The 12,367-nt window shown below is 71.8% G+C and carries 12 protein-coding genes; 1 reads left to right on the plus strand and 11 read right to left on the minus strand.

Annotated features, from left to right (window positions below):
* Positions 1-216 precede the first annotated feature (216 nt).
* The 10 genes from ABT085_RS02335 to ABT085_RS02380 all read right to left on the minus strand — a co-directional run bounded on the left by ABT085_RS02335 (position 217) and on the right by ABT085_RS02380 (position 9,255).
* Positions 217-402: a hypothetical protein gene (locus ABT085_RS02335; protein ID WP_351600672.1), complete on the minus strand. Its 186-nt coding sequence runs from the start codon at positions 400-402 to the stop codon at positions 217-219.
* 218 nt (positions 403-620) lie between these two features.
* The gene (locus tag ABT085_RS02340) at positions 621-1,265 is read right to left on the minus strand and encodes a hypothetical protein (RefSeq protein WP_502982596.1); all 645 of its coding nucleotides are present in this window, start codon (positions 1,263-1,265) and stop codon (positions 621-623) included.
* 62 nt (positions 1,266-1,327) lie between these two features.
* Positions 1,328-3,568, minus strand: coding sequence for an MMPL family transporter (locus tag ABT085_RS02345; protein ID WP_351600678.1), 2,241 nt, complete (start codon positions 3,566-3,568; stop codon positions 1,328-1,330).
* Between the two features lie 201 nt (positions 3,569-3,769).
* Positions 3,770-4,087 (minus strand): hypothetical protein, encoded by a 318-nt coding sequence (locus ABT085_RS02350; protein WP_351600835.1) that lies wholly within the window; start codon positions 4,085-4,087, stop codon positions 3,770-3,772.
* A gap of 546 nt (positions 4,088-4,633) precedes the next feature.
* Positions 4,634-6,148, minus strand: a complete 1,515-nt coding sequence (gene gatB, locus ABT085_RS02355; RefSeq protein ID WP_351600682.1) for an Asp-tRNA(Asn)/Glu-tRNA(Gln) amidotransferase subunit GatB — start codon at positions 6,146-6,148, stop codon at positions 4,634-4,636.
* A 15-nt stretch (positions 6,149-6,163) separates the two neighbouring features.
* Positions 6,164-6,406 carry a hypothetical protein gene (locus ABT085_RS02360; protein ID WP_162468499.1) on the minus strand — a complete coding sequence of 81 codons (243 nt, stop codon included), beginning with the start codon at positions 6,404-6,406 and terminating at the stop codon, positions 6,164-6,166.
* A complete protein-coding gene (gene gatA, locus ABT085_RS02365; RefSeq protein ID WP_351600686.1) occupies positions 6,403-7,896 on the minus strand; it encodes an Asp-tRNA(Asn)/Glu-tRNA(Gln) amidotransferase subunit GatA in 1,494 nt (497 codons plus the stop codon). Before gatA ends, ABT085_RS02360 begins: the two co-directional genes overlap by 4 nt.
* A 7-nt stretch (positions 7,897-7,903) precedes the next feature.
* Positions 7,904-8,200, minus strand: a complete 297-nt coding sequence (gatC, locus tag ABT085_RS02370; RefSeq protein WP_015036350.1) for an Asp-tRNA(Asn)/Glu-tRNA(Gln) amidotransferase subunit GatC — start codon at positions 8,198-8,200, stop codon at positions 7,904-7,906.
* 102 nt (positions 8,201-8,302) lie between these two features.
* Positions 8,303-8,794 (minus strand): cupin domain-containing protein, encoded by a 492-nt coding sequence (locus ABT085_RS02375; protein ID WP_351600689.1) that lies wholly within the window; start codon positions 8,792-8,794, stop codon positions 8,303-8,305.
* Between the two features lie 89 nt (positions 8,795-8,883).
* Positions 8,884-9,255, minus strand: coding sequence for a DUF4267 domain-containing protein (locus tag ABT085_RS02380; RefSeq protein ID WP_351600692.1), 372 nt, complete (start codon positions 9,253-9,255; stop codon positions 8,884-8,886).
* Between the two features lie 87 nt (positions 9,256-9,342).
* Between ABT085_RS02380 and ABT085_RS02385 the strand changes: the two genes are divergently transcribed.
* Complete coding sequence (locus ABT085_RS02385) at positions 9,343-9,930, plus strand: TetR/AcrR family transcriptional regulator (RefSeq protein WP_351600694.1); 588 nt, start codon at positions 9,343-9,345, stop codon at positions 9,928-9,930.
* Between the two features lie 114 nt (positions 9,931-10,044).
* Here the strand turns inward: ABT085_RS02385 and ABT085_RS02390 are convergent, their stop codons facing one another.
* Entirely contained in the window at positions 10,045-12,279 is a 2,235-nt protein-coding gene (locus tag ABT085_RS02390; RefSeq protein ID WP_351600697.1) for a putative bifunctional diguanylate cyclase/phosphodiesterase, read from the minus strand.
* Positions 12,280-12,367: the final 88 nt, after the last annotated feature.

The raw sequence follows: 12,367 nt of genomic DNA on the forward strand, positions 1-12,367 counted from the left end.
ACGGGAAGGACGGGGCCGGGGCAGACGGCAGGAAGGGCGGGGTTGCCGGGGCGGACGGCAGGAAGGGCGGGGTTGCCGGGGCGGTCCCGCCCTCGGCCCCGCCGCCCGCTCCCGTCCCGGCCCGCTCGGCCCGCTCGGCCGTGCGTTCCGTCCGGGCCCCGTCCCCGCCCCCGGCCGGCTGCCGGGGGCGTCCGGCCGCCGGGGCCCCGACCGCGTTCACGCGGCGCGGTTCGGCCGCAGCCGCCGGAGGCGGTAACTATGCGACTCGCCGCTCCGGAGCCGTTGCGCGGCCTCCCGGCGGGCGGCGCGGCGGCCACGGACGGCCGCGCGGGCCAGCCGCTCCTCGTCGGCGCGGCGGATCAGCTCGGCGGAACGGATCTGCTGGATCTCGTACTCGTACATGGTGTGTCCCCTGTGCGGTGAGAGTCGGTGTCGTGTCGTCGCTCGCTGCGATGACTCCACCTTCGTCCGCCAGGGGGGTCCGCCACATCGGGAGAGTTCCGCATCTTCCGGGGGCCGCGGGGCCTTAGACGCGCGTAAGGAGCCCCGCGGCGCGCGTAAGGCACTTACGTACGTACGCCGTGGGGCCCCTGGGGGCTGCGGAGTGGTGGCCCCGGGGGTCAGCTCGCGGAGGGCAGGCCGAGCAGGATGTCCGTGTACTTGAGGACGGCCAGCAGCAGGCCGACCACGCCCAGTGCGATACCGGCCCAGGCGACCGACTTGATCCACGGCGCCTGCGGCCTGCCGGGGGCGCCGAACGCGGGCCGGACGAGCACCACGACACCGACGATCAGGGCGGCCAGGGCGAACACGCCGCCCCACAGGGCGGTGGCCTGCCAGGCGTCGCCGTAGATCTCCTTGACCTGTGTGGCGACGCTCGCGGACGACGAGGTCTTGAGCTGGCCGATGAGCGTCTCGCGCGCGGCGGCCACGGTGGAGATCCAGCTGCCGGTGAGCGAGACCAGGCCGAGGGCCGCGGAGACCACGGCGGCCGCGCCCTGGCCGACCCCGGAGGGCCCGTCCTCCCGCGACACCTCGACGCCCTCGACGCCCTCGGCGTCCTCGGCGTCCTCGGCGTCCTCGTCGTCCTCGTCGTCGGAGTTCTCCGCGCCGTCCGCGTCCTGCGCGTCCTCGGCCTCGACGCCGGTCACCCCGGCCGCGGTGTCGTCGGTCGCGGTGACGTCCTGCTTCTCCTCGTCGTTCGTCGCCTCGGCGCCCGTCTCGGCACCGGTCTCGTCAAGTGTCTTCGTTCCCATGGCCCGCACCGTACGGACGGAGTCTGAGAGCTCTCTTAACGATCGTTGTGAGCGGTACGCGCGCGCTGCCGCTACTTCACTGCTACGTCCGTCTGCACTGCGTCCGTCTCCACTGCGACGCTCTCCGGTACGTCCGGGATGCCGGCGAGCTTCTCGTGCGCGGCGCGGCACTCGGGCGGTTCGATGCTGATGCGCGGCAGCCTGCGGTCCAGCCAGCCGGGCAGCCACCAGTTGGCGCTGCCGAGCATGTGCATCAGGGCGGGCACGAGCAGGGTGCGCAGGACGAAGGCGTCGATGGCGACGGCGGCGGCGAGGGCGATGCCGAACATCGCGATCACCCGGTCGCCGCTGAGCACGAAGGCGAGGAAGACCGAGATCATGATGACCGCGGCGGAGTTGATCACCCGGCTGGTCTCGGCGAGGCCGACCCGGACGGCGCGGCGGTTGTCGCCGGTCTCCAGCCACTCCTCGTACATCCGGCTGACCAGGAAGACCTGGTAGTCCATCGAGAGGCCGAAGAGCACCGACACCATGATCACGGGCAGGAAGGGCTCGATCGGACCGGCGCGGCCCAGGCCGAGCATTTCGCTGCCCCAGCCCCACTGGAAGACCGCGACGACGACACCGAAGGCTGCGGCGACGGCGGCCACGTTCATCGCGGCGGCCTTGAGCGGGATGCCGATCGAGCGGAAGGCGAGCAGCAGCAGGACGCAGCCGAGCCCGATGACGACCCCGACGAACAGCGGCAGCTTGCCGACGATCACGCCCGCGAAGTCGTCGTACGCCGCTGTCACCCCGCCGACGTTCACGTCCAGGGTGGTGCCCTTCTCGGCACGCGGCAGCACCTCGGTGCGCAGCCGGTCGACAAGGTCGCTGGTGCTGCGGGACTGCGGCGCGGAGTCGGGGACGACGTTGAGATACGCGGTCCGGCCCTGCGCGTCGTAGGTCACGGGGGTCACCGCGGCGACACCCTCGGTGGTGCGCAGCGTGGCGTCGAGGTTGTCGAGGGCGAGCCTGTCCTCGGCCCCGCCGACCGACGTGACCAGGGTGAGGGGACCGTTGACGCCGGGGCCGAAGCCGTCCGCGAGCAGGTCGTAGGCCTGGCGGGTGGAGGTGGACTTCGGGTCGTTGCCCTGGTCGGAGGTGCCCAGGTGCAGGGAGAACGTGGGCAGGGCGAGCACGGCGACGGCCGCGACTGCCACGACGCCCAGCAGCTTGGGGTGCCGTTCGACGAACGCCGACCAGCGGGCGGCGAACCCGGTCGGCAGCTCCGGCTCGGGCCCGTGTTCGAGGAGCCGGCGGCGCTCGCGGCGGCTCAGGGCGCGCGGGCCGATGAAGGACAGCAGGGCGGGCAGCAGGGTCACGGAGGCCGCGACCGTGAGGACGACCGTGAGCGATGCGGCGATCGCGACGCCGTTGAGGAAGCTGAGGCGCAGGATCAGCATCCCCAGCAGGGCGATGCAGACGGTGGCGCCTGCGAAGACGACGGCACGTCCGGTGGTTGCGACGGCCGTGGTGGCGGCCTCGTCGACGGACAGGCCGCGCTTCAGGCCACGCCGGTGCCGGGTGACGATGAACAGGGCGTAGTCGATACCCACGCCCAGCCCGACCAGCATGCCGAGCATGGGGGCGAAGTCGGCGACGGTCATGGCGTGCCCGAGCAGGCCGATCCCGGCGTACGCGGTGCCCACGCCGACCAGGGCGGTGGCGATCGGCAGCAGGGAGGCGGCAAGCGAGCCGAAGGCGAGGAAGAGCACGACCGCGGCAACGACCACGCCGACGATCTCGGAAAGGTGTCCGTTCGTCGGCTCGGTCAGCGCGATGGCGCTGCCGCCCAGCTCCACCTGGAGGCCGGGGCCGTCGGCCGCCTCGGCGGTGTCGACGACGGGCTGCACGTCGGCCTTGGTGAGCTGCTCGACCGGCTTGTCGAAGGTGACGGTGGCGTACGCCGTACGCCCGTCGGCGCTGATCCGGCTCGCGCCCTGGTCGCCGTAGGGACCGGCCACGGAGGCCACCCCCGGCAGCTCGCCGATCCGTTCCAGGGTGCTGTTCATCGTCTGCTCGACGTCGGCGGCCCGAACGGAGCCGGAGGCGGTGTGCCAGACGACCGTGTCGCTGTCGCCGCCGAGGCCGGAGAAGCCGTCCTTGAGGAGCTGGGTGGCGCGGCCGGACTCGGTGCCGGGGACCTCGTAGTTGTTGGAGTACGTGGACCCGGCCGCGGCCGCGGCCGCCGTCATCCCGCAGAACGCGAGGAGCCACAGGACGAGGACGAGGAGTCGGCGTCGGACACACCAGCGGGCGAGGGCTGTCACGATCTGCTCCCGGAGTACGTTGTGTGGATCTTTGACCGGGAACAGCCGTACAAGTCGTACAAGAACTGAAAAGCCCGCAAAGAACACCTGAGCGATACGCCGACACTCTTGCAGGAATAAGCGATCGTTTGTCGTTTTCGCCGCTCTATGGGAGACAAGTCACAGAGTGATGACGACGGCCCTTCCGTACCTGTGGACCGCTCAGTCGACCTGGTCGCCGACCGCCATCACCATCACTCCGGCGATCAGCAGCCACAGCGCCCGCCGGGTGTGCCCGCGGTGCCCGAGGACCGCGGCGGCCGCACAGACGGCGGCACCGAGGGCGTAGGCCGCGGGGGCGAGGGCCGGTGCGGGGCCGACAGAGCGCAGCAGGGCCGCGGCGATGCCCGTCAGGGTCAGCAGGACGCCGGTGACGGACGCCGTCCACCGGGCCCGCCGCGCGTCCTCGGCGTGGCCCTCCGGGCCATCGGGATCGTCGGCGTCGACGTGGACGTCGACGTCGGCTTCGGCGTCGCCCAGGCTCTCCGGATCGCCCGGGCCGATTGGGTCGACCGGGCCGACCGGGTTCTCGGGGCTCTCCGGCTCCCCCTGACCGTCCGCGCCGTCCGCGTCCGCCGACTCCACCGCTTCCGCCGAGTCCGCCGTGTCCTCGGGGTCGTCCGGACCCTCCGGGGCCTTCGGGCCGTCGGGAAGGCCGCTCTCGTCCCGCACCTCGGCCTCGGCTATGTCGGCGTCCCTCTCGGTGTCCGTCGTGGAATCAGTACGTCCGCTCATGGCGGGCGAGCGTAGTCGCTCCGGCCGGGAACTCCGGCCACGGGGCGGACCGGCACCGGCCCGCGCCCCGGCCGTCCGGCGCCCCCGGCAGATCGCCGCCGCCCCGGACAGGTGCATTTTTTGACGGTTCGACCGAGCTCCTGCACCACCCGCTCGCTTCCCGAGGGCCCGAGCGGCCCGGTCGCCCATGTCCGAGATCACATCCCCGGCCGGCCCGCGGGCCGGCCGATCACGCACCTGGGGGGATGCATCGGTGTCGATGCATCCCCCCAGGGTTCACGGATTCGGGACTCAGCCCTCGCTGACGCCCAGCTTCTCCAGGATCAGCTCCTTGACGCGGGCCGCGTCGGCCTGACCGCGCGTGGCCTTCATGACCGCGCCGACCAGGGCTCCGGCCGCGGCCACCTTGCCGCCACGGATCTTGTCCGCGACGCCGGGGTTGCCCGCGATGGCCTCCTCGACGGCGGCCGTGAGCGCGCCCTCGTCGGAGACGACCTTCAGACCGCGCTTGTCGACGACCTCGTCCGGGGTGCCCTCGCCCGCGAGGACGCCCTCGATGACCTGGCGCGCCAGCTTGTCGTTCAGGTCGCCGTTGGAGACCAGCTCGGTGACCCGGGCGACCTGCTCCGGCGTGATGGCCAGCTCGTCCAGCGCCGTGCCGGACTCGTTGGCGCTGCGCGCCAGCTCGCCCATCCACCACTTGCGGGCGGAGGCGGCGTCGGCCCCGGCGTCGATCGTCGCGACGATCAGGTCCAGGGCGCCGGCGTTGAGGATCGACTGCATGTCGGTCCCCGAGATCGCCCACTCCTCGCGGAGCCGGTTGCGGCGTACCAGCGGCAGCTCGGGCAGTCCGGCGCGGATCTCCTCGACCCACTCGCGGGACGGCGCCACCGGCACCAGGTCCGGCTCGGGGAAGTACCGGTAGTCCTCGGCCTCCTCCTTCACGCGGCCCGAGGTCGTCGACCCGGTGTCCTCGTGGAAGTGCCGGGTCTCCTGGATGATCGTGCCGCCGCTGCTCAGCACGGCCGCGTGCCGCTGGATCTCGAAGCGGGCCGCGCGCTCCACGGAACGCAGCGAGTTCACGTTCTTGGTCTCGGAACGCGTGCCGAACTTCTCGGTGCCGTTGGGGCGCAGCGACAGGTTCACGTCGCAGCGCATCTGGCCCATCTCCATCCGGGCCTCGGAGACGCCGAGGGCCTTGATGACCTCGCGCAGCTCACGGACGTACGCCCGCGCGACCTCGGGGGCCCGCTCGCCCGCACCCTCGATCGGCTTGGTGACGATCTCGATGAGCGGGATGCCCGCGCGGTTGTAGTCGAGCAGGGAGTGCGAGGCGCCGTGGATTCGGCCGGTGGCACCACCCACGTGGGTGGACTTGCCGGTGTCCTCCTCCATGTGGGCGCGCTCGATCTCCACGCGGAAGGTCTCGCCGTCCTCCATCTGCACGTCGAGGTATCCGTTGAAGGCGATCGGCTCGTCGTACTGGGAGGTCTGGAAGTTCTTCGGCATGTCCGGATAGAAGTAGTTCTTCCGGGCGAAGCGGCACCACTCGGCGATCTCGCAGTTGAGCGCGAGACCGATCTTGATGGCCGACTCGATACCGATCGCGTTGACGACCGGGAGCGCGCCGGGCATGCCGAGGCAGGTCGGGCAGGTCTGCGAGTTGGGCTCGGCGCCCAGCTCGGTCGAGCACCCGCAGAACATCTTGGTCTTGGTGCCGAGTTCGACATGGACCTCGAGGCCCATGACGGGGTCGTACGACGCCAGCGCGTCCTCGTACGACACCAGGTCGGTCGTGGTGGTCACGGTGAAACTTCCCTCTCAGCCCAGCAGGACGTCGTCGTCGCCCAGCCGCTTCAGCTCGCGGTAAAGGATGGCGAGGCCGGTGACGATCGCGACGGCGGACACCGTGGCGTCGACCAGGCGCAGCGTGTCGTGCTCGGCGCGGGCCTTCTTGATCTGCTTGGCGACACCCAGTGCGCCGAAGGCGGTGGTGGCCATGGACAGGTACGTGCCGGACTTCGACTTCTTGAAGCCCTTGGCCTTGGACAGTGCCTTGCTCACAGCGACGGAGCCTCCTCGATCAGCGGATGCCCCCACCTTTCCACGAAGGCGGCCTCGACGGCGGCGCCGACCTTGTACAGCCGGTCGTCCTTCAGCGCGGGGGCGATGATCTGGAGCCCGACCGGGAGGTTGTCCTCCGGGGCGAGGCCGCAGGGCAGCGACATGGCCGCGTTGCCCGCCAGGTTGGTCGGGATCGTGCACAGGTCCGCGAGGTACATCGCCATCGGGTCGTCGGCGCGCTCGCCGATCGCGAAGGCGGTGGTGGGCGTGGTCGGCGAGACGATCACGTCGACCTGCTCGAACGCCTTCTCGAAGTCGCGCGTGATGAGCGTGCGGACCTTCTGCGCGGAGCCGTAGTACGCGTCGTAGTAGCCGGAGCTCAGGGCGTACGTGCCGAGCATGATGCGGCGCTTGACCTCGGGGCCGAAGCCCGCCTCACGGGTGAGGGAGGTGACGTCCTCGGCCGAGCGGGTGCCGTCGTCGCCGGTGCGCAGGCCGTAGCGCAGGCCGTCGAAGCGGGCCAGGTTGGACGAGCACTCCGAGGGCGCGATCAGGTAGTACGCCGACAGGGCCAGGTCGAAGGACGGGCAGTCCAGCTCGACGATCTCGGCGCCCAGCTCCTTGAGCAGTTCGACGGACTCGTCGAAGCGCTGGATGACACCGGCCTGGTAGCCCTCGCCGCGGAACTGCTTGACGACGCCGACCCGCATGCCGGCCACGCTGCCGTTGCGGGCGGCCTCGACGACCGGCGGGACCGGGGCGTCGATGGAGGTGGAGTCGAGCGGGTCGTGCCCGGCGATCACCTCGTGCAGCAGCGCCGCGTCCAGGACCGTGCGGGCGCAGGGGCCGCCCTGGTCGAGGGAGGACGAGAAGGCGACCATGCCGTAGCGGGAGACCGCGCCGTAGGTCGGCTTCACGCCGACCGTGCCGGTGACGGCGGCCGGCTGGCGGATGGAGCCGCCGGTGTCGGTGCCGATGGCCAGCGGGGCCTGGAAGGAGGCCAGGGCGGCGCTGGAGCCGCCTCCGGAGCCGCCGGGGATCTTGGTCAGGTCCCAGGGGTTGCCGGTCGGGCCGTAGGCGCTGTTCTCGGTCGAGGACCCCATGGCGAACTCGTCCATGTTGGTCTTGCCGAGGATGACCACGTCGGCGGCCTTCAGCCGCTTGGTGAGAGTCGCGTCGTACGGCGGGATCCAGCCCTCGAGGATCTTCGAGCCGACGGTCGTCGGGATGCCCTCGGTGGTGAAGATGTCCTTCAGCGCGAGCGGGACGCCGGCCAGCGGGCCGAGCTTCTCGCCGCGCTCGCGCTTGGCGTCGACGGCGCGGGCCTGCGCGAGGGCGCCCTCGCGGTCGACGTACAGGAAGGCGTGCACCTTCTCGTCGACGGCTTCGATCCGGGCGAGGTGGGCCTCGGTGACCTCGACGGCCGTGAGCTCGCCGGAGGCGATCTTCTCGGCGGTCTCGGCGGCGGTGAGCTTGATGATGTCCGTCATGATGGTCTTAGTCCTCCCCCAGGATCTGCGGCACCTTGAAACGCTGCTGTTCCTGGGCCGGGGCGCCGGAGAGCGCCTGCTCGGGGGTGAGCGACGGACGGACCTCGTCCGCCCGCATGACGTTCGTCAGCGGGAGCGGGTGCGAGGTCGGCGGTACGTCTTGGTCGGCGACCTCGCTGACGCGGGCCACCGCGCCGATGATGTCGTCCAGCTGTCCGGCGAAGTGGTCGAGCTCTTCGCCCTTCAGCTCCAGACGCGCCAGCCGAGCGAGGTGGGCGACCTCCTCGCGCGTGATGCCAGGCATGCAGCGTTCCTCTGGGGTGAGTGAGTGGTTTGGCCCCAATCCTAGGGGGCCGGGCGCGGTGCACGCGCAACGGTTTACCCCGGACCGGCCCCCGGGCCCTCGTCAGCGGCGGCCGTCCCAGGCCTTGCTGCGCAGGAAGTGGTTGTCGTAGAGCTCCTGCACCTCCAGCAGACTCTCCGGGCTCACCTCACCCAGGCGGATGCGCTGGAGGTGGCGGAAGTAGCCGAAGCGCTCGACGCCCGGGGTGATCACGACGAGGATGTCGGCCGCGCTGCCGGGGGCGGCGGCGAAGGCGTGCGGCCTGCCCGGCGGGACGATCACCAGGTCGCCGCGTTCGGCGGTGACGACGTCGTCGCCGGAGAGCAGTTCGGCGACGCCGCCCAGCACGAAGAACATCTCGGCGGAGTTGCGGTGCAGGTGCGGGCGGGCGCCGTCGGCGCCCTGCGCGAGGGTGACCCGCACGGTGGACAGCGCCCCGCCGGAGGCGCTGCTGTCGGCCAGCAGCCGGACGGCGACGGGATCGTCGCCGATCTTCTCGGCCTCCGCCTCACGGACGATCACGGACGAATCGAACTTCGGCACGAACATCGACATGGCCAAACCCCCTGTTGATCACAACGGAACAGAGATCACAACGGAACAGAACCGACAGCACGGGATGCAACTGGTCGTAGCGAGCGAGTTCAGACCGCGAAGAGCAGTCCGGCGCTGATCAGCACCACCACCGCGGTGGCGAAGTGGATCCCGAAGGCGGTCGCCTTCGAGCCGCCGTGGCGCAGCACTATCAGCGTGTCGGCGAGCGGCACGAGCGCCACCACGAGCATGAACCACGCCTCGGCGCGGGCACCGGCGAACGCGAGAAGAGCCAGTCCCATCAGGCCGAAGACACTGTCCTTCGATCCCTTGACCGTGAGGTAGGCGCCGGCGTCCGCGGCGGGGTCCGCGGGGACGCCGTAACCGGTGGCGGCGGAGCCGGGCTGGAACAGGAACCGGTACCCGATGAACACGACGAACAGGTCGAGCACGACAGCCAGGGTGTACGCGGTGACGGTCACGTCGGAACTCCTTGCTAGCAGCGCTAGGGACAAGAGCGAAGCTAGCAGAGCGGCGGCAGAATGGCTAGCGATGCTAGAATCACGGTCATGTCGATCCAGACGCGCCGGGAGCGCGAACGAGCGGAACGCGAGCGGCTGATCGTCACGGTCGCGCGGGAACTGGCCGAGGCCGAGGGCTGGGACGCGGTCACCACACGGCGGCTGGCCGCCGAGATCGAGTACAGCCAGCCGGTCCTCTACAGCCACTTCAAGGACAAGGGCGCCATCATGGCGGCGGTCGCGGTGCAGGGGTGCGCGGAGCTGGCCGTCGAGCTGCGCACGGCCCGTACGGCGGCCGGCGACGACGCCGGGGGCGCGCTGGCGGCGGTGGGCGAGGCGTACACCTCCTTCGCACAGCGGCGGCCCGCGCTGTACGACGCGATGTTCACGCACCTGGTGGACCTGCCCTTCGCCACGCTCCAGGCTCCGCCGGAGCTCCAGGAAGCGTTCGGGGAGCTGTACGGCGCCGTGCTGCCGATCGCGGCCGACGGCGACGACCCGGGCCTGCTCACGGAGACGTTCTGGGCGGGGCTGCACGGGCTGGTGACCCTCATGCGCAGCGGGCGGCTGCCCGCGGGCGCCCACGACCGCCGACTGGCCCTGCTGATCGGCCACTTCACGGCGGGCACGTCCTGACGTCCTGAACCGGACGGGGCGAACAGACCCCGGACACGGCGGACCCCGCGTATGACGTGCCCCGCGTACGGCGGGGTCGGCGGGTCGGCCGGAGCAGGGTCGGCGGACCGACCGTCAGTCGTCGGACGCCGCCGCGGGCAGGGCCGCTGCCGGGCGCTGCCAGCCGCGCGGCCCGCGTGCCCGCAACCAGGCCGTGGTCTCCTCGGGTGGCATCGCGGCGGCGACCAGCCAGCCCTGTACGGCGTCGCAGCGGAGGTCGCGCAGCCGTTCCCAGGTCTCGTCGTCCTCGACACCCTCGGCGACGACCAGCAGGCCCAGGGAATGGGCCAGGTCGATCGTGCAGCGGACGATCTCCGCGTCCTCCGGGTCCACGGCCAGCCGGGCCACGAACGAGCGGTCGATCTTCAGCTCGCTGACCGGCAGCCGGCGCAGATGCACCAGCGAGGAGTAGCCGGTGCCGAAGTCGTCCAGCGACATCTTCACGCCGTGCCCGGTCAGCGCGGCGAGGGTGTCGGCGGCCCGCTGCGGGTCCTCCAGCAGGACGTGTTCCGTTATCTCCAGCTGGAGCGCCCCGGCGGGCACTCCGTGCCGGGCGAGACGGGCGGCGACGGAGCCCGCAAAGCCGGGCGTGTGGACGTCGCGCGGGGAGACGTTGACCGCGACCGGCACGTACAAACCCTCGGCGCGCCACCGGGCGACCTGCGCCAGCGCCGTCTCCAGGACGTACTCCGTCAGATGCGGCATCAGCCCGGAGGACTCGGCGATCGCTATGAACTCGTCCGGCGGGACCTTGCCGCGCTCGGGGTGCACCCAGCGGACCAGCGCCTCCAGGCCGGCCACCTGTCCGTCGAAGCGGACCTTGGGCTGGTAGTGCAGCTGGACCTCGTGGGCGTCGAGGGCGCGGCGCAGATCACCCAGCAGGCCGAGCCGGTCCGGGGTGTTCGAGTCGCGCTTGGACTCGTAGACCTCGACCCCCGTACGGTCCCGCTTCGCCTGGTACATGGCGACGTCCGCCCGGCGCAGCATCCCCTCGGCGTCGAGGGCGTGGTCGGGGAAGACGGCGACGCCCGCACTGGCCTCCAGGACGAGGGTGAGTCCGTCGAGGTCGAGCGGGGAGCTGAGGGCGGCGACCAGGCCGCGGGCGATGCGGGTGGCGGACGTGGTGGAGTCGGCGACCGGCAGTAACACGGCGAACTCGTCTCCGCCGAGCCGCGCGGCCTCCGCCCCGCGCGGCAGGGCCACCCGCAGCCGGTCGGCTATCTGGAGCAGCAGCCGGTCGCCGGCCAGATGGCCCAGGGTGTCGTTGACCGAACGGAAGCGGTCCAGGTCGATCAGCATCAGGGCGGAGCGGGCGCCTATGCGCTCGGCGTCGTCCAGGGCCGTCCAGATACGTTCCAGCAGCCACTGACGGTTGGGCAGACCGGTGAGCGGGTCGCGCAGTTGCTCCTCGGCGCGGGCCCGGGCTATCCACAGGGTGGAGTCGAGGGCGACCAGCGGGATGGAGAACAGCGGCAGCAGGACGGGTTCGGCGGCGGCGACCACGCAGACCAGGGGGGCTATGCCGAGCAGCGCGACCACGACCAGGCCCTGTCTGACCAGGGCGGTGCGGGCGACGGTGGGCACTCCGGCGTTGCGCGCGGAGTGCAGGTACCACAGCAGGGTGCGGGTCACCGCGAGATAGGCGGCCGCGACCAGCACCACCTGGGGGGCCGTGTAGAGGGTCCAGCTGCCGGGATCCCAGGGGGCCTCGACGGACGGCACCCGCCCGAAGGCCGCGAGCACCAGGGCCCCGGCGCCGATGCCGAGGATGTCCACCGCGCCGTGCAGGACGCCCTGCCGCCAGCGGTGGCGCCTGGCTATGCCGACCAGTACGACGACGGTGAGGCTGACCATGCCGGCCGCGACCCAGCCGTAGAGCAGCAGCACGGCGAGCGTGAGGGCGGCGCCCGATCCGGTGCCGCCCCACCAGCGGGAGCGGCCCAGCATGACCAGGTGGCCGACGATGATGCCGGTCAGGATGGCCAGCGACCAGCCGACGGTGCCGCACGGGAAGAGCGCGTGGCTGCCGGTGAACGCCCGGTAGAAACCGGCGCCCAGGACGAGGGCGGCCGCCGCGACGACCGCCGCGGGCAGCGCGGGCCAGGACAGGTGACGTTCGGTTTCGGCACCGGGCAGGTCGGCCACGAGGTCGTGGGCGGAGCCGTCCACGGGGGTGCGCAGGACGATCGCGCGCCCCTCCGCACCCTCGTGCGCCGAAGGCCGCGTCCCCCACCGGCTGTCCCGCCAGGCGCCGGTGACCCGGCGCAGGCGCAGCCGTGCGTCCGGAGCGGCGCTCTCGGTCGGTTCCATTCCCGTCCCTCTCACAGCCGGCAGTGCCCACACCGCACGGCCCGATGCCCGACAACCTGCGACGGCGCCGGGCTGGAAAGCCCTTCCC

The sequence above is a fragment of the Streptomyces sp. NPDC002265 genome, from assembly GCF_040296125.1.
Classification (GTDB): domain Bacteria; phylum Actinomycetota; class Actinomycetes; order Streptomycetales; family Streptomycetaceae; genus Streptomyces.

Excerpts from the sequence above, each read along its gene's own strand:
- ABT085_RS02335 (WP_351600672.1), bottom strand. The coding sequence starts at position 402 with ATGTACGAGTACGAGATCCAGCAGATCCGTTCCGCCGAGCTGATCCGC.
- gatA (WP_351600686.1), bottom strand. The coding sequence starts at position 7,896 with ATGACGGACATCATCAAGCTCACCGCCGCCGAGACCGCCGAGAAGATC.
- gatC (WP_015036350.1), bottom strand. The coding sequence starts at position 8,200 with ATGCCTGGCATCACGCGCGAGGAGGTCGCCCACCTCGCTCGGCTGGCG.
- ABT085_RS02375 (WP_351600689.1), bottom strand. The coding sequence starts at position 8,794 with ATGTCGATGTTCGTGCCGAAGTTCGATTCGTCCGTGATCGTCCGTGAG.
- ABT085_RS02385 (WP_351600694.1), top strand. The coding sequence starts at position 9,343 with ATGTCGATCCAGACGCGCCGGGAGCGCGAACGAGCGGAACGCGAGCGG.
- ABT085_RS02390 (WP_351600697.1), bottom strand. The coding sequence starts at position 12,279 with ATGGAACCGACCGAGAGCGCCGCTCCGGACGCACGGCTGCGCCTGCGC.